The sequence below is a fragment of the Vitreoscilla filiformis genome, assembly GCF_002222655.1.
Lineage (GTDB): Bacteria > Pseudomonadota > Gammaproteobacteria > Burkholderiales > Burkholderiaceae_C > Ideonella > Ideonella filiformis.
In genome coordinates this window covers 1,998,568-2,014,569 of record NZ_CP022423.1, presented here as the reverse complement: position 1 = coordinate 2,014,569, position 16,002 = coordinate 1,998,568, and the positions used below count along the sequence as shown (strand labels likewise).

The 16,002-nt window shown below is 63.7% G+C and carries 18 protein-coding genes; 12 read left to right on the top strand and 6 right to left on the bottom strand.

Annotated elements, in window-relative coordinates; all coding sequences use genetic code 11:
• Nucleotides 1–2 precede the first annotated feature (2 nt).
• Nucleotides 3–2,069, bottom strand: coding sequence for an excinuclease ABC subunit UvrB (gene uvrB, locus VITFI_RS09590; RefSeq protein ID WP_332461879.1), 2,067 nt, complete (start codon nt 2,067–2,069; stop codon nt 3–5).
• Nucleotides 2,070–2,164: 95 nt separating this feature from the next.
• Between uvrB and VITFI_RS09585 the strand changes: the two genes are divergently transcribed.
• From VITFI_RS09585 to VITFI_RS18670, 7 genes are all read left to right on the top strand, one after another.
• A complete protein-coding gene (locus VITFI_RS09585) occupies nt 2,165–3,361 on the top strand; it encodes an amino acid aminotransferase (protein ID WP_089416757.1) in 1,197 nt (398 codons plus the stop codon).
• 240 nt (nt 3,362–3,601) lie between these two features.
• On the top strand, nt 3,602–4,081 hold the full coding sequence (locus VITFI_RS18215; RefSeq protein ID WP_198301400.1) for a polyhydroxyalkanoate depolymerase: 480 nt from the start codon (nt 3,602–3,604) through the stop codon (nt 4,079–4,081).
• Nucleotides 3,987–4,862: a polyhydroxyalkanoate depolymerase gene (phaZ, locus tag VITFI_RS09580; protein ID WP_198301399.1), complete on the top strand. Its 876-nt coding sequence runs from the start codon at nt 3,987–3,989 to the stop codon at nt 4,860–4,862. Before VITFI_RS18215 ends, phaZ begins: the two co-directional genes overlap by 95 nt.
• 32 nt (nt 4,863–4,894) lie before the next feature.
• Entirely contained in the window at nt 4,895–5,611 is a 717-nt protein-coding gene (gene rsxB / locus VITFI_RS09575; RefSeq protein WP_232476557.1) for an electron transport complex subunit RsxB, read from the top strand.
• Complete coding sequence (gene nth, locus VITFI_RS09570) at nt 5,608–6,261, top strand: endonuclease III (protein ID WP_089416755.1); 654 nt, start codon at nt 5,608–5,610, stop codon at nt 6,259–6,261. The genes rsxB and nth overlap by 4 nt, the downstream gene beginning before the upstream one ends.
• Nucleotides 6,258–6,941, top strand: a complete 684-nt coding sequence (locus VITFI_RS18675) for an NAD(P)-dependent oxidoreductase (protein WP_198301398.1) — start codon at nt 6,258–6,260, stop codon at nt 6,939–6,941. Before nth ends, VITFI_RS18675 begins: the two co-directional genes overlap by 4 nt.
• A complete protein-coding gene (locus VITFI_RS18670; RefSeq protein WP_198301397.1) occupies nt 6,893–7,267 on the top strand; it encodes an NAD(P)-dependent oxidoreductase in 375 nt (124 codons plus the stop codon). Before VITFI_RS18675 ends, VITFI_RS18670 begins: the two co-directional genes overlap by 49 nt.
• Nucleotides 7,268–7,294: 27 nt before the next feature.
• On the opposite strand, the gene VITFI_RS09560 is transcribed toward VITFI_RS18670, so the two are convergent.
• Genes VITFI_RS09560 through rlmB form a run of 3 tightly spaced genes read right to left on the bottom strand, consistent with a single transcriptional unit; the run spans nt 7,295 to nt 9,086 of the window.
• Nucleotides 7,295–7,654: a hypothetical protein gene (locus VITFI_RS09560; protein WP_198301396.1), complete on the bottom strand. Its 360-nt coding sequence runs from the start codon at nt 7,652–7,654 to the stop codon at nt 7,295–7,297.
• Nucleotides 7,651–8,292, bottom strand: coding sequence for a uracil phosphoribosyltransferase (upp, locus tag VITFI_RS09555; protein WP_089416754.1), 642 nt, complete (start codon nt 8,290–8,292; stop codon nt 7,651–7,653). The genes VITFI_RS09560 and upp overlap by 4 nt, the downstream gene beginning before the upstream one ends.
• A gap of 32 nt (nt 8,293–8,324) precedes the next feature.
• A complete protein-coding gene (rlmB, locus tag VITFI_RS09550) occupies nt 8,325–9,086 on the bottom strand; it encodes a 23S rRNA (guanosine(2251)-2'-O)-methyltransferase RlmB (protein WP_089416753.1) in 762 nt (253 codons plus the stop codon).
• Between the two features lie 71 nt (nt 9,087–9,157).
• On the opposite strand from rlmB, the gene VITFI_RS09545 reads away from it, so the two are divergent.
• Nucleotides 9,158–9,406 carry an RNA-binding S4 domain-containing protein gene (locus VITFI_RS09545; protein ID WP_089416752.1) on the top strand — a complete coding sequence of 83 codons (249 nt, stop codon included), beginning with the start codon at nt 9,158–9,160 and terminating at the stop codon, nt 9,404–9,406.
• A complete protein-coding gene (locus VITFI_RS09540) occupies nt 9,403–10,026 on the top strand; it encodes a response regulator transcription factor (protein WP_089416751.1) in 624 nt (207 codons plus the stop codon). The genes VITFI_RS09545 and VITFI_RS09540 overlap by 4 nt, the downstream gene beginning before the upstream one ends.
• A gap of 3 nt (nt 10,027–10,029) precedes the next feature.
• Here VITFI_RS09540 and VITFI_RS09535 read toward each other — a convergent pair whose 3' ends face one another.
• On the bottom strand, nt 10,030–12,204 hold the full coding sequence (locus VITFI_RS09535; RefSeq protein WP_089416750.1) for a TonB-dependent receptor plug domain-containing protein: 2,175 nt from the start codon (nt 12,202–12,204) through the stop codon (nt 10,030–10,032).
• 343 nt (nt 12,205–12,547) lie between these two features.
• Here VITFI_RS09535 and VITFI_RS09530 point away from each other — a divergent pair, with 343 nt between their 5' ends.
• From VITFI_RS09530 to VITFI_RS09520, 3 genes are read left to right on the top strand one after another with little or no spacing between them, the layout of a single operon-like run.
• Complete coding sequence (locus tag VITFI_RS09530) at nt 12,548–14,098, top strand: DEAD/DEAH box helicase (RefSeq protein WP_089416749.1); 1,551 nt, start codon at nt 12,548–12,550, stop codon at nt 14,096–14,098.
• Between the two features lie 27 nt (nt 14,099–14,125).
• A complete protein-coding gene (locus tag VITFI_RS09525; protein WP_089416748.1) occupies nt 14,126–14,692 on the top strand; it encodes a YaeQ family protein in 567 nt (188 codons plus the stop codon).
• A 25-nt stretch (nt 14,693–14,717) separates the two neighbouring features.
• Nucleotides 14,718–15,011 carry a GNAT family N-acetyltransferase gene (locus tag VITFI_RS09520; RefSeq protein WP_089416747.1) on the top strand — a complete coding sequence of 98 codons (294 nt, stop codon included), beginning with the start codon at nt 14,718–14,720 and terminating at the stop codon, nt 15,009–15,011.
• Here the strand turns inward: VITFI_RS09520 and VITFI_RS09515 are convergent.
• Nucleotides 14,999–16,000, bottom strand: coding sequence for a quinone oxidoreductase family protein (locus VITFI_RS09515; RefSeq protein WP_089416746.1), 1,002 nt, complete (start codon nt 15,998–16,000; stop codon nt 14,999–15,001). The two genes, VITFI_RS09520 and VITFI_RS09515, sit on opposite strands and share 13 nt — an antisense overlap.
• Nucleotides 16,001–16,002 lie beyond the last annotated feature (2 nt).

The following is a 16,002-nucleotide window of genomic DNA, read 5'->3' as shown; positions in this document are numbered from 1 at the left end:
TTTCACAGCCTGCGGTCGTGCCCTGCCGCGCCGAAGGCTTGCTCGCGCAGCAACGCCAGTTGGTCGCGCACACGCGCCGCTTGTTCGAACTCCAAGTTTTTGGCGTGCTCCAGCATCTGCTTTTCGAGTTGTTTGATGCGCTTGCCCAAGTCCTTCTCGCTCAGGGCTTCGATGGGCACCGCTTGGGCGGCGTGTTGCGCTGAACGGGCGTCGTCCTTGGCGTTTTTGTCCGCCACCACGCCGTCGATCAGCTCCTTGACGTGCTTGACGATGCCACGCGGCACGATCCCATGCTCGGCATTGAACGCCATCTGCTTGGCACGGCGGCGCTCGGTTTCGCTGATGGCACGGCGCATCGAATCGGTGATCTTGTCGGCATACAGCACCGCACGGCCATTCACGTTGCGCGCCGCCCGGCCAATCGTCTGAATCAGGCTGCGTTCGGAGCGCAAAAATCCTTCTTTGTCCGCATCCAGAATGGCCACCAAGCTGACTTCGGGGATGTCCAGCCCCTCGCGCAACAGGTTGATGCCCACCAGCACGTCGAAGGTGCCCAACCGCAGATCGCGGATGATTTCGACGCGCTCGACCGTGTCGATGTCCGAATGCAGGTAGCGCACGCGCACGCCGTTTTCCGTCAGATAGTCGGTGAGCTGCTCGGCCATGCGCTTGGTCAGCGTGGTGATGAGCACGCGCTCGCCGTTCAGCACGGTGTGGCGAATTTCCTGCAACACATCATCGACTTGATGGAGGGCCGGGCGCACCTCCACCACCGGATCGACCAACCCCGTGGGCCGCACGACTTGCTCCACGACTTGGCCCGCGTGGCCGTTCTCGTAGTCTGCCGGCGTGGCGGACACAAACACGCACTGGCGCATGCGCTGCTCAAACTCAGCGAACTTGAGCGGGCGGTTGTCCAACGCGCTGGGCAAGCGGAAACCGTATTCCACCAGCGTGGTTTTGCGCGCCCGGTCGCCGTTGTACATGCCGCCGAACTGGCCAATCGTCACATGGCTTTCGTCGATGAACATGAGGGCGTCGGACGGCATGTAGTCCACCATCGTCGGCGGCGGCTCGCCCGGTTGGGCGCCGGAGAGGTGGCGTGTGTAGTTCTCAATCCCCTTGCAATGCCCGACTTCTTGCAGCATCTCCAGGTCAAAGCGCGTGCGCTGTTCGATGCGCTGCGCTTCCACCAGCTTGCCTTCGCGCATGAACAACGCCACGCGCTCGCGCAATTCGGCCTTGATGCCCTCCATCGCCGCCAACACCACTTCGCGTGGGGTGACGTAATGGCTGGCCGGATAAATGACAAAACGCGGAATCTTCTGCTGCACCCGCCCCGTGAGCGGATCGAGCAGCGCCAGCGATTCCAACTCATCGTCGAACAACTCGATGCGCAGTGCCAGCTCGGAGTGTTCGGCTGGGAACACATCGATGGTGTCGCCGCGCACGCGGAAGGTGCCGCGTGCAAAGTCCACATCGTTGCGCTCGTACTGCATGCGGATCAGGTGCGCGATCAGCTCACGCTGCCCGAGGCGATCCCCCACGCGCACGATGAGCCGCATCTGCGTGTAATCCTCCGGCTTGCCGATGCCGTAGATCGCACTCACGGAGGCCACAACGATGGTGTCGCGCCGCTCCAGCACGCTTTTCGTCGCCGACAGCCGCATTTGCTCGATGTGCTCATTGATCGCCGAATCCTTCTCGATGAACAAGTCGCGCTGCGGCACGTAGGCTTCGGGCTGGTAGTAGTCGTAATAACTGACGAAGTATTCGACGGCGTTCTTGGGGAAAAACTCGCGGAACTCGCTGTAAAGCTGCGCCGCCAGCGTTTTGTTGTGCGCAAACACGATGGCCGGTCGCCCCAAGCGCGCAATGACGTTGGCCATGGTGAAAGTTTTGCCCGAACCGGTGACCCCCAGCAGCGTTTGCCACGCCAGGCCGTCGTTCACGCCTTGCACCAGGGCGTCGATGGCCGCCGGCTGATCCCCGCCCGGCGGATACGGCTGAAAAAGCTGAAACGGGGAACCCGGAAACGAAACAAAGGCCCCGTTTGGCTGATTTGGCACGTCTGCGCTCTCTGACATAGGGTTTTCCCTCAAAGGTGGGTGCTTACAATTCTCGGTTCAATTTCCCGCTCCACTCAACTCTGACTGCAAGCACCATGACCCTTTTTGCCGCCGTCGAAATGGCCCCGCGCGACCCGATCCTCGGGCTCAACGAACAGTTCAACGCCGACACCAACCCCGCCAAGGTCAACCTGGGCGTGGGCGTCTACACCGATGAAAACGGCAAGCTGCCGCTGCTGGCCTGCGTGAAAGCCGCTGAAGAACAACTGCTGGCCGCAGCGCGCACCCGTGGCTACCTGCCCATCGACGGTTTCGCTGCCTACGACAAGGCCGTGCAAGGCCTGGTGTTCGGCGCCGACAGCGCCATCCTGGCGGCAGGCCGTGTGGCCACCGTGCAAGCCCTGGGCGGCACCGGCGGCCTGAAGGTCGGTGCGGACTTCCTGAAGCGCGTCAACCCGAACGCCACGGTGCTGATCTCCGACCCGTCGTGGGAAAACCACCGTGCGCTGTTCACCAACGCCGGCTTCACCGTGGGCACCTACCCCTACTACGATGCCGACAAGAAGGGCGTGAACTTCGACGCCATGCTGGCTTGCCTGAACGCAGCCGAAGCCGGCACCATCATCGTGCTGCACGCCTGCTGCCACAACCCGACCGGCTACGACATCACCTCGGCCCAGTGGGAACAAGTGATCGCCGCCGTGAAGGCACGCGGCCTGGTGGCCTTCCTCGACATGGCTTACCAAGGCTTTGGTGACGGCATCGCCGAAGACGGCGCCGTGATCGGCCAGTTCGTGGCCGCTGGCCTGGACTTCTTCGTTTCGACCTCGTTCTCCAAGAGCTTCTCGCTCTACGGCGAGCGCGTCGGCGCACTGAGCGTGGTGTGCGAAAGCAAGGAAGAAACGGCGCGTGTGCTGTCGCAACTGAAGATCGTCATCCGCACCAACTACTCCAACCCGCCGACCCACGGCGCCCAAGTGGTGGCCACGGTGCTGAACACCCCGGCCCTGCGCGCCCAGTGGGAAGAAGAGCTGGCCGGCATGCGCAACCGCATCAAGGCCATGCGCGGCGCGCTGGTGGAAAAGCTGAAGGCCGCTGGCGTCACCGCCGACATCGACTTCATCACCACCCAGCGCGGCATGTTCAGCTACTCCGGCCTGACCAAGCCGCAAATGGAACGCCTGCGCGGTGAGTTTGGCGTCTATGGTGTCGATTCGGGCCGCATCTGCGTGGCTGCGCTGAACGAGAAGAACCTCGGCTACGTGGCCGACGCCATCGCCAAGGTGATGTAACCCTGCTTGAAGCAGCGCCCAACGCTGCATCAAGGCATGACATCCAGGCCCTTCGGGGCCTTTTTTCATGCCTGAGCACCGACTCCAGCCACGTCGCACACCTGGGGTTAGCGTGAATAGTGAATTCACCAGCGCATTTTTTTGCTGCGCTGCACAATAATAGGCACCACATCAGTGCTGCTGTGCCCGGTGGCGCTGATCTTGACTTGACTCAAGCATGTCCACAGGAGTCCCAGACCCATGCTGTACCAGCTGTACGAAACCCAACGCGCCTTGATGGCACCGTTCTCCGAGTTCGCCAGCGCCTCCGCCAAGCTTTACAGCCACCCGTTGTCGCCGTTCACCCACACCCCGTTGGCGCAGCGCATCTCGGCTGGCTTGGACCTGATGCACCGTTTGGCCAAGGAGTATGAGAAGCCCGAGTTCGGTATCAAATCCGTCAAGGTCGATGGGGTGGATGTGGCCGTGCAGGAGCAGGTCGTCCTCGAAAAGCCGTTTTGCCGCCTGATCCGCTTCAAGCGCTTCACGGACAACCCCGTGGCCCTGGCCGACATGAAAAACCACCCCGTGGTGTTGCTGGTGGCGCCCCTGTCGGGTCAACCACTCGACCCTGCTGCGGGACACCGTGCGCAGCCTGCTGCAAGACCACAAGGTGTTCATCACGGACTGGACGGACGCACGCAACGTGCCCGAAGAAGTCGGCCCTTTCCACCTGAATGACTACGTCGCTTATGTGCAGGAGTTCATCCGCCACATTGGCCCGGAAGTGAACACCATTTCGGTGTGCCAACCCACCGTGCCGGTGCTGGCCGCCATTTCGGTGATGGCCACCCATGGCGAATTCACCCCCCGCACCATGACGATGATGGGCGGCCCGATCGATGCCCGCCGCACCCCCACCGCCGTGAACGATCTGGCGATGAACAAGAGCCACTCGTGGTTCGAGAACAACGTCATTTACCGTGTGCCGCCGAACTTCCCGGGTGCGGGCCGGCGCGTTTATCCGGGCTTCATGCAGCACACGGGCTTCGTGGCCATGAACCCAGATCGCCACGTCAATTCGCACTATGACTATTTCCTGGATCTGATCCGGGGCGACGACGACAGCGCCGAAGCCCACCGCCAGTTCTACGACGAGTACAACGCCGTGCTGGACATGCCGGCGGATTACTACCTGGAAACCATCAAAGCGGTGTTCCAAGACTTCTCGCTGCCCAGCGGCACCTGGGATTTCAACGGCACCCTCGTTAACCCCGCCGACATCAAGACCACCGCCCTGCTGACGGTCGAAGGCGAGCTGGACGACATTTCTGGCACCGGCCAGACCCGCGCCGCGCACGATTTGTGCGCCCAAATCCCCGAAGACCGCAAGTTCCACTACGACGTGGAAGGCGCAGGCCATTACGGCATCTTCTCGGGCCGGCGCTGGCGGGAAAAGGTGTATCCGCAGATCCGCGACTTCATCAAGCAACACAACCAGCCCGCGCAGCCGCAAGCCTGAGCGCCCCGGTCGAGCCGGGGATAATGGCGCGCGTGAGCGCCCCGACTTCCCCCCTCGATCTTTCGCTGGCCGCCCGCCTCGATGCGGCGTTGCCCCAGACGCAGTGCACCCGCTGCGGCTACCCCGATTGCCACCGCTACGCCCAGGCCATCGCCGATGGGCAAGCGGACATCAACCAGTGTCCGCCCGGCGGCCAAGTGGGTGTCGAGCGGTTGGCGGCCTTAACGGGCCGGCCGGTCATCCCGCTGAACCCGACGCATGGGGAAGAGAAACCCCGCGCCGTGGCCGTCATCGACGAAAACTGGTGTATCGGCTGCACGTTGTGCATGAAAGCCTGCCCGGTGGATTGCATCGTCGGTGCCACCAAGCGCATGCACACCGTCATGGAAGCGGATTGCACCGGCTGCGAGCTGTGTGTGCCCGCTTGCCCGGTGGACTGCATCCGCATGGAGCCTGTCACCGACACGCGCACCGGCTGGGACGCTTGGAGCACCGCCCAGGCCGATGCGGCCCGCCAGCGTTATGCCTTCCGCCAGATGCGCGTCGAACGCGAACAGCGCGAGAACGACGAGCGCCTGGCCGCCAAAGCCGCCCACAAACTGGCCGATCTGGAAAACCACACCCTGCACACCGACCCGGCCGTGATCGAGAAGAAGCGTGCTGTGATTGAAGCCGCGCTGGCCCGCGCCCGGGCTCGCAAGGAAGCCATCACCGGCGCCCCGTCCTCCAGCGACGGGTCATCGGCATGAGCCCGGCTGAAGTCGAAGCGTTTTTCGCCACGCTGCGCGCTGCCAATCCGCATCCCCAAACCGAGCTGAACTTCAGCAGCGTGTTCGAGTTGCTGGCTGCGGTGCTGCTGTCCGCCCAGGCGACGGATGTGAGTGTGAACAAAGCCACGCGCACATTGTTTGCCATCGCCCCCACGCCGCAGCGCATGTTGGCTTTGGGCATTGAGGGCGTGGAAGTACACATTCGGACCATCGGTCTGTACCGCACCAAGGCCAAACATTTGCTGGAAACGTGTCGCCTGTTGATCGAACGACACGGCGGTAACGTGCCCCGCAGCCGCGACGCCCTGGAAGCCTTGCCAGGCGTCGGGCGTAAAACCGCCAACGTGGTGCTCAACGTGGCATTTGGCGAACCGACGATGGCGGTGGACACCCACATTTTCCGCCTCGGCAACCGCACCGGCCTGGCGCCCGGCAAAACGCCGCTCGATGTGGAGCGGCAACTCCTGCGCCGTGTGCCCCCCGCCTACCGGGTGGATGCCCACCATTGGCTCATCCTGCATGGCCGCTATGTGTGCCAAGCACGCAAGCCGCGCTGCGGTGAATGCCGGGTGACCTCTGTTTGTGATCACGCCAAGGCCCTGGCCTCAGGGCACAATCTCGCCCCGTGAACATCATCATCCTCGACGACTACCAAGACGCCGTGCGCAAGCTGCCCTGTGCAGCCAAGCTCGAAGGCCAAAACTTCAAGGTCTTCACCAACACGGTCAAAGGGCTGGGCCAGCTGGCCGTGCGCCTGCGCGATGCGGAAATCATCATCCCGATCCGCGAGCGCACCCTGTTCAACCGCCAACTCTTGGAGAAACTGCCACGCCTGCGCCTCATCGCCCAAACCGGACGGGTGGGCCCCCACATCGACGTGGACACCTGCACCCGCCTGGGCATCGCTGTGGCCGAGGGCGTGTCGTCCCCGCAAGCCCCTGCTGAACTGACGTGGGCGCTGATCATGGCCGCCATGCGCCGGCTGCCTCAGTACATCAACAACCTCAAGCACGGCGCCTGGCAACAGTCTGGCTTGAAGGCGGGCTCCATGCCACCCAACTTTGGGCTGGGCTCGCGACTCAGCGGCAAGATGCTGGGAATCTGGGGCTACGGCAAGGTCGGCAAAATCGTGGCCGGTTATGGCAAGGCATTTGGCATGGATGTGCGCATCTGGGCCAGCCAAGAAGGCCGTGATCGGGCCCGGGCCGATGGCTTGGCCGTGTTTTCGACAGCCGCGAAGACTTGTTCGAACACAGCGACGTGTTGTCGGTGCATTTGCGCCTGGGCGATCGCACCCGCCATTTGGTGACGCTGGCGGACTTGAACCGCATGAAACCCACCGCCTTGTTCGTCAACACCTCACGGGCGGAGTTGGTGGAAGAGTCGGCGCTGGTGTCCGCCCTGAATCGGGAACGGCCCGGCATGGCGGCTGTGGACGTGTTCGAATCAGAGCCGATTTTGCAGGGCCACCCGCTGCTGCGGTTGGAAAATGCGGTGTGTACGCCCCACCTCGGCTACGTCGAGCTGGATCACTACGAGCTGTACTTCAACGCCGCCATCGACAATGCGTTGAACTACCTGCGCGGCACCCCCACCAACGTCATCAACCCCGACGCGTTCAAGATCTTGCGCTGACCCTACGCGCTTGCGGGTTCCCGACGCTCAGTTCGGGTTCTCGTAGAAAACGTAATGGGTGTAGTCCCCGATTTCGAAGTACACCCGTTTCTCACCGGCGTCGATTTGGCCGTTGAGGTTGTCGTCCAGCACCCCGTAGCCGTAGCGGTAGCTGCGGGGACGCTTGTCATCGGTGCCCAGCGCGGTGGAAAGTTTGTCGATTTTGAGAAACCGCTTGATCACCCGGTCGCCCGAGTAGACCTCCAACACGCCGTCGGTGCCCGTCCAGTTTTGGATGTCCCGGCGGATCTGGTTTTGCTGCTCTTGCGTGCAGCCGACTGCCAGCGCCAGCAAGGCGGCGATCGCGCCCCAACGAATCAGCGGCCCGGTGGGAGGGATGAGCTTCATTTGGTGTTGTCGTCCTTGGTGCCGAAAATTTTGTCGCCCGCATCACCCAGGCCAGGAATGATGTAGCCGACTTCATTCAGGTGGCTGTCAATGGCCGCCGTCCAGCAGCGCACGTCGGGGTGCGCTGCGTCCAGCGCGGCGATGCCCTCGGGCGCAGCCACCAACACCAAAGCGCGAATGTCCCGACAACCTTGGCGCTTGAGCATGTCGACGGTGGCGATCATCGAACCGCCAGTGGCCAGCATCGGATCGATGATGAGGGCCGTGCGCTCGGTCAAATGGCCGACAAACTTTTCGAAGTAGGGCTCGGGCTGCAACGTGTCATGGTTACGCGCCAAGCCGACCACGCTGACTTTGGCATTGGGGATCATGTCCAACACCCCATCCAGCATGCCCAGCCCTGCGCGCAGGATGGGCACCACGGTGACCTTGCGGCCCGCAATTTGCTCCACCTCGGCCGGGCCGCTCCAGCACTGCACGGTGGTGGTTTCCAGCGGGAAGTCGGCGGTGGCCTCGTAGGCCAGCAAGCGGGCCAGCTCGCCCGTGAGTTCGCGGAATTTCTTGGTGGAAATGTCCGCTTCGCGCAGCAAGCCAACTTTGTGGCGCACCAGCGGGTGGTGTACGGCGATGACAGGCATGGGCAAGTGTCCTTGCGGTCAGTGGAACAACATCAGTCGGGCAGTTTAGCCAGCCGCTGGCGGCGGGCTTCGTACAAACACACCGCAGCCGCCACCGACACGTTCAGGCTTTCCACCGCGCCCGCCATCGGGATGCGCACCAGCTCGTCACACGCTTTGCGGGTCACTGGACGCATGCCCGGGCCTTCAGCGCCCAGCACCAGCGCCACAGGGCCACTCAAATCGATGTCGTAGAGGGTTTGCTCGGCATCGTCGCTGGTGCCGATGATGCGGATGCCACGCTCTTTCAGCTCGTTCAGGCTGCGCGCCAAGTTCGTCACCATCAAATAAGGCACCGACTCGGCGGCCCCCGAAGCCACCTTGGCCACCGTGGCATTGATGCCAGCCGCGTGATCCACCGGCGCCACCACCGCCTGGGCACCGGCTCCGTCGGCCACACGCAAGCAGGCACCCAGGTTGTGCGGATCGGTCACGCCATCCAGCGCCAGCACCAAAGGGGCGTCCAGCTTGGCGGATTCGACCTCTTCCATGATCTCGTCCAGCGAATGCCGCGCTGGCAGCGGCGCCACACGCGCCACCACCCCTTGGTGGCGCGGCCCGCCCGAGAGTTTGCTCAAGCGAGCGTCGTCGCACTCCACCATGGGCCGACCAGCTTCTTCAACCTTGGCCAAGAAGCTGCGCATGCGTGCGTCTCGCCGTGCGGGATCGAAAAGCACTTCGAGCAGGGTTTGGGGCGCCATCTTGAGGCGGGTGCTCACGGCGTGGAAGCCGTACAAAACGCGAATTGCAGACATGTCAACAGATTAAAACGCCGGCTCGTTGCTGGCACAACCTCACAGCCTAACAGGCCAGCGACAATCACCCTATGCAACAAAACGTGACATTTGAGTTACGCACCGACCACATCACACTGGATGCCCTGCTCAAAGCCACCGCGCTGGCGTTCAGCGGCGGTGCAGCCAAGCAGATGATTCTGGGGGGTCAGGTGCAGGTAGACGGCTTGGTGGAACAACGCCGAGGCCGCAAAGTGCGGGCCAATCACGTCGTGCGTGTTCACACGCCTGACAGTGTTCATGTGATCCATGTGCAGGCACCTGCGGAGAATGGCCCATGAAATGCCTGTTGGTCGATGATCACGGCCTGATTCGCGATGCGCTGGCCATGCTGATTTCGCAACGGTGTCCGGACGTGCCTTTGCGTTTCGCCGCCAGTTTGGCCGAAGCCCAAGACGCCCTGCGCACCGAACCCGACATCGACTTGGTGCTGCTGGACCTGCAACTGCCCGACAGTCGAGGGGTGGCCACGGTCAGCGCGGTGTGCCACTGCACCCACACAGCCCAGGTCGTGGTGCTGTCAGCGGAGGAGCACGCCAGCATTGCACAAGACTGCGCCCGGGCGGGTGCGGTGGGTTTTATTCCGAAACGGGCCGACTTTTCAGCCCTGGACGCCGCACTGGCAGCGATCCTCCAACCGGATCTCGCTCTAGCCCCTTCACAAGCACCCGAGCCCGCCGAGGACGACATGCTGGGGCTGACCCACCGTCAGGTGGACGTGCTGCGCCTGCTGATCGAAGGCAAATCGAACAAACTCATCGCCCGGGCGCTGGATTTGTCTGAATCGACCATCAAAACCCATGTTCAAGCCATTTTTGAGCGCCTGGGGGTCAAAACACGCGCACAAGCCGTCGTGGCGGCAGCCAAACGCGGCTGGCGCCTGACCTCCGACGCCACTTGACGTTCAAAGCTTGAACTCCAGTTGCAAACGCCACTGCGGGGCGGTTGAGGCCAGCGTCGTGGCGGTTTCAGTGCCGACGATGCTGCTGGATTCACTGTCACGCGCCAGCAGGTTGGACGCCGACAAGCGCCAACGCATGTCGGGCCGCACTTGCCATTGGGCGTACACATCGAGCGAACGACGGTCATTGCGCACCGCCCATTGGTTGTCGCTCAAACGGGTGGTGTAGCCGGGGGTGTAACCGTAATTGCCCCCCAACATCACCGAACCGATTTTGTGATCGACCCCGATGTTGAGCGTGCCATCGGCTTGCTGGTCCAAACGGTTATCGGGGCCTGCCACACCATCCACCCGAGAGCGATACAGGCTGAGGTTGAAGCGCAAATCGGTGTCCGGGGCGTTGGCCCAGACGCTGCGCAGGTTGAACTTGGCCTCCATCTCGATGCCGCGTGTCGTCGCTCGCCCTTGGTTGAGCGGCTGCGAGACGTAGCGCAGCGTGCCATCGGCCTGAGGCGTTGCCGTCACCAGGGTGCGGATGTAATCACTGAGGCGGCGCTCGAACAGCGACACACTCAGCATCCCCCCTTGCGGCAGGTAATGCTCCACAGCCAGATCCAGCCCCGTGGCCAGTTCCGGACGCAAATCTGGATTGCCTCGGCGATCCGGGTTGGTCGGGCTGTTGGTGCCCTTGGAAGACCACGACGCCCCCGTGAGCTGACCCAAATCAGGTGAGCGATAACTGCGCGTCAGACTCAACCGCACTTGGTCACGGCTGCGAGGCTCAGGCTTCCACAACAGGTGCAGCATGGGCGACCACACCTCACTGCGATTGCGGGTGATCCCGTCGGCACTGTCTCCCCGGGTTTGCAGCAACTCACCGCGCAGCCCCGCATGTGCTGCCCACTGCCGGGAGAGGCTCCATTCGTCTTGCACATAACCGGCCACGCGGTTCACCTGGGCTTGGTAGTTGGCTCCAAAGTCGGTCGAAGCGGGCACGCCGTTTTCCAAGCTGGTGCGCTCCTCGGTGCGACGCTCACGCTCCCACTCCAAACCGCTGACCAAGTTGTGATCCTCACCCAAGAGCACGCTGTATTTCCACTGCAACCGGGCGGAACGGCCTTGGGTCTGGCTCTCGTCGTCATAGTCGGTGACGCTGCGGCCCAGCCACTCCTGCCGCAGCGTCCGGCTGCGAACACTCGAACGCCCGACGCTGCCTTGCCACTCCAGCCGCCCTGGCCCCACTGGCCGGCGCCACGTGGCGTTGAGGCGCGCAAAGTTCACCTGCGTGTCCGTGCTGGCGGCGCTGCGGTCATAGGGCACCCCCCCGGTGGCCCCCGGCAGCATGTGGCTGGAGGATGTGTTCTCCGACGGAATCCACCCCAGGATGGGCGTGAGGGTGAACTGTTCCCCCTCTTGGCCCCGCCATTGCAACCGCGCACGGGCATGCAAAACCCGGCTGCTTGCATCGGTGTGAATGCGCTCTTGCCGATCCGTGCCGAGCGAGGGGTCGGGATCCGTGTTGACGGTGTGTAGGAGGCTGTCGGATGCGCTGTCCGGCGCCGCCCAAATCAGGGACAGGTTGTAATCCATCCCACCCCACTGGTCTTCGCGTGACCAGGCTGCACGCGGCTGCCAAGCATCCCCTTCGTGGCCCAGCGTGAGCTTGAGGTCGTTCATGCGCCGGCGCCGGTTCTCGCGGGTGATGATGCTGATCGTGCCAGCAATGGCCCGGGCGCCCGTCTCCGCCGTAGGGGCCCGCAAAATCTCAATGCGCTCGACCTGCTCAGGATCCAGCGAATCCAAGGACAGCCCCGCTTGCACCCGCTCCCCATCGATGAGGATTTGGGTGTACCCCCCACCGAGGCCGCGCATGCGCACTTGGCTGCCACCTTGCACGGTCACACCGGGCAGACGCTTGAGGATGTCACCAAGCGATGTACTGCCAAAACGCTCAATGTCCTCCCGACCGATGACGATTTTGCTGGCGGTCGAGCGCCGACGCTGCTCGGTGTCAGACTGGCGTTGGCCGCTGATTTCCACGTCCTGAATCTCTGGCGCGGACGCCGGGGCCGACGCGGCAGGCGCTGCGACCGGCGCCTGTGCCCAGGCCACTCCAGCCCAAGAGGCCCACACCCAGACAGCGCACGACGTGCTCACTGGCCAGCTCTGCTTCTTCATGCCTGCTCACCTCACGACTCATTCAGCGGGCCGTGATTGTGTGCGAATAGCCCTACAGCATCATCATCCGTTGTCGAGCACGCTTGAGCGTTTACCCGTACAATGGCGGATTGCCTTTTAGCCAACCTGTGAATCTCACAGGCCCTCTGGCAATACGTCCATCCCCTCTGACCTCCCTCTCGCGCTGACGCGCGCCTCACGCTGCTGAGGCTCTTGTGTCCGCGTAGGTCTGCTCACTGCGCCCTTCGGCGGGTGATGACAGATCGCGGTCGGCGGCGATGTTTGCCCCACCGCACGCAGTGCCCCCAACATGTGGGAGGCACCCTGCGTCACTGGATCATTCATGAGCTTTGAATCCCTTGGCCTCGACGAGGCCCTGGTGCGCGCCCTGAGCACCGCTGGTTACGAAAACCCCACCGACGTCCAAGCCCACGCCATTCCCGCCGCTTTGGCCGGGAAAGACCTGCGCGTTTGCTCCAGCACCGGCAGCGGCAAAACCGCCGCCTTCGTGCTGCCCGCCCTGATGAAAGTGCTGGAAGCCCGCAAGGATCCGGCCAACAAGCCCAAGCGTGGCGAAGTCAAGGGTCCGCGCATCCTCGTGCTGGTGCCCACCCGCGAACTGAGCATGCAAGTGGCCAAGGCCGCTTCCAACTATGGCCGCCATGTGCAGTGGCTGTCCGTCACCAGCGTGGTGGGCGGCGTGCCCTACCCGGCCCAGATCAAGGCCCTGCGTGGCCCGTTGGACATCCTGATCGCCACCCCCGGCCGTCTGATCGACCACATTGAAAGCGGCAAGGCCATTCTGTCCAACGTCGACATGCTGGTGCTGGACGAAGCCGACCGCATGCTGGACATGGGCTTCATCGAAGACATCGAACGCATCGCCGACGAACTGCCGGCTGGCCGCCAAACCCTGATGGCCAGCGCCACCTTTGCGGGTGAAGTGGGTCGCCTGGCGCAGCGCCTGCAAAAGGCCGACGTCGAGCGCATCGAAATCGCCGCCCACACCGAGAAGCACGAGAACATCGAGCAGCAAATCCTGTGGGCCGACGATCTCGACCACAAACACGCCCTGCTGGATCACCTGCTGACCGAGCGCGAGCTGGACCAAGCCGTGGTCTTCACCAGCACCCAAGTCGATGCCGACTTGCTGGCGGATCGCTTGGGCGAGCTGGGCCACGCTGTGGCGTCGCTGCACGGTGGCATGCCGCAAGGCCGCCGCAACCGCGTGCTGCAAGGTCTGCGCAACCGCCAGTTGCGCATTTTGGTGGCCACCGACGTGGCCGCACGCGGCATCGACGTGCCCACCATCACCCACGTCATCAACTACGGTCTGCCGCTCAAGGCCGAGGATTACGTACACCGCATCGGTCGCACTGGCCGTGCCGGTCGCTCTGGCAAGGCCGTGACGCTGGCCGAGCGCCGTGACATTCCGATGATCCGCCGCATCCAGCACTACACCACGCAGCCGATCCCGGTGGCCACGGTGTCCGGCTTGGAACCGACCCGTCCGGTGCCTGATTTGGTGAGCCGCACCAACCGGGGCGGCCCGCGTGGCGGCGGTGCTCGCTTTGGCGATCGCGGCCCGCGCAGCGGCCCGCGTTTTGGCGATCGTGGTGGCTTCGACCGGGGTGGCCGTTTCGGTGGCGAACGCAGCTTCGAGCCGCGTGCCGATGGCGACCGTTTCAACGAGCGCCGCGACCCAGGCCAACACCTGGATCGCGGCCACGGTGAGCGCCCGGCCTTCGGTGATCGCGGCAGCTTCCAAGATCGTCATCCGCACGAGCGTCCGCGCTTCAACCACGACCGCCCCGAGCGTGGCCCGCGCACCGCTCACCCGGGTGCCCGCCGTGAAGAGGGTTTCAGCAAGCCGCGCGCGCCGCGCAAGGACTGATCCCCCACCGCAGAAAGGCCCCCCGTCATGGCGCTGAAATCGATCGTCTACAAAGCCCAATTGCAGATCGCCGACATGGATCGGGCGTTGTACGCCGACCACGCGCTCACCTTGGCGCGGCATCCGTCGGAAACCGACGAACGCCTCATGATGCGGGTGCTGGCTTTTGCACTGTCCGTTCCGGCGGACGACCTGCGAGGCCGGTTGGAGTTTGCCGCCGGCTTGTCCGACACGGACGAGCCCGATCTGTGGCAGCGCGATCTCACTGGCGAGTTGGTGCAGTGGATCGAAGTCGGACAACCGGACGACCGGCGCTTGGCCAAAGCCTGTGGCCGTTCCGAACAGGTGCGGCTGTGGGCCTACGCGAGCAGCGTGCCGATTTGGTGGCAAGCGCTGCAAGGCAAGGTGGCGCGGCTGGACAACCTGGAAGTCTGGCAAGTGCCGACCGAAGCCAGCCGGGCGCTGGCCGGGCTGGCCGCACGCAGCATGCAACTGCAAATCACGGTGCAAGACGGGCACATTTGGGTCAGCGACGCGCAACAATCCGTCGAATTGGAGCCGTTGAGCCTGAAGGCCCGGCGCTCGTCACGCTGATCCGCCCTCTTTCTTTCGACGCACCATGGCCCACACGCCCACCGCCCTCACCGTCACCCACAACCCGGATGCCGCGCGTTTTGAGGCGAGGGTTGATGGCCTGCTGTGCCAAGCCGCCTACCGTTTGAACAACAGCGTGCTGGACATCTACCACACCGGCGTTCCGCAGGCGTTAGAGGGCCGGGGCATCGCAGCCCAACTGGTGGTCGCAGCCCTGCAACACGCCCGCGCAAATGGGCTGAAAGTTCGGCCCACATGCAGCTACGTGGCCGTTTACCTGCGCCGCCACCCCGAGTGGGCCGACGTTCAGCAGCCCTGAGGCAGCAGGATGCTGGAGCCGGTGGTCTGCCGTGCTTCCAAATCCCGATGGGCCTGGGCGACATCGGCCAGCGCATAGCGCTGATCGATGCGAATCTTCACCGCCCCGGACGTGACCATGCCGAATAAATCGTCGGCCATGGCTTGAGTGCGCTCACGGCTGGCCAAGAACGTGAACAACGTGGGTCGGGTGACGTAGAGTGACCCTTTGGCCGCCAGCACACCAATGTCCACCGGCGGCACCTTGCCCGAAGCGTTGCCATACGTGGCCATCAAGCCAAACGGTGCGAGGCAGTCGAGCGACTTCATGAACGTGTCGGCCCCCACCGAGTCGTACACCGCTTTGACTTTGGCGCCGCCGGTGATCTCTAACACCCGCGCCACGAAATCCTCCGTGCGGTAGTTGATGGCGTACGCCGCGCCATGGGCCAAGGCCAGGGCACATTTTTCATCACTGCCCGCTGTGGCGATGAGGCGCAACCCCATCGCCCGCGCCCATTGGCATGCGATCAACCCCACGCCCCCCGCTGCGGCGTGGAACAAAATGAAATCGCCGGGGTGCAAACCCCCTTGGGGTTGGGTCTGGCGCAGCAGGTATTGCACCGTCAGCCCCTTGAGCATCATCGCGGCGCCTTCCTCGAAGCTGATCGCATCGGGCAAACGCACCACGCACTGCGCAGGCATCACCCGACGCTCGCAGTAGCCGCCCGGCGGCATGCTGGCATAGGCCACCCGATCTCCCACCGCCAAGTGGGTGACCCCGTCTCCCACCGCCTCGACCACCCCCGCACCTTCCATGCCCAACGCCAGCGGCAGGGCATTCGGATACAGCCCGGTGCGCTGGTACACGTCGATGAAATTTAAGCCAATGGCGCGATGGCCGATACAAACCTCACCGGGCGCGGGTGAAGCAACTGGAACGGTTTCCAGCACGAGTTGATCGGGGCCACCAAAGGCGTGGATGCGAACGGTTTGGCTGTTCAAGGACATTT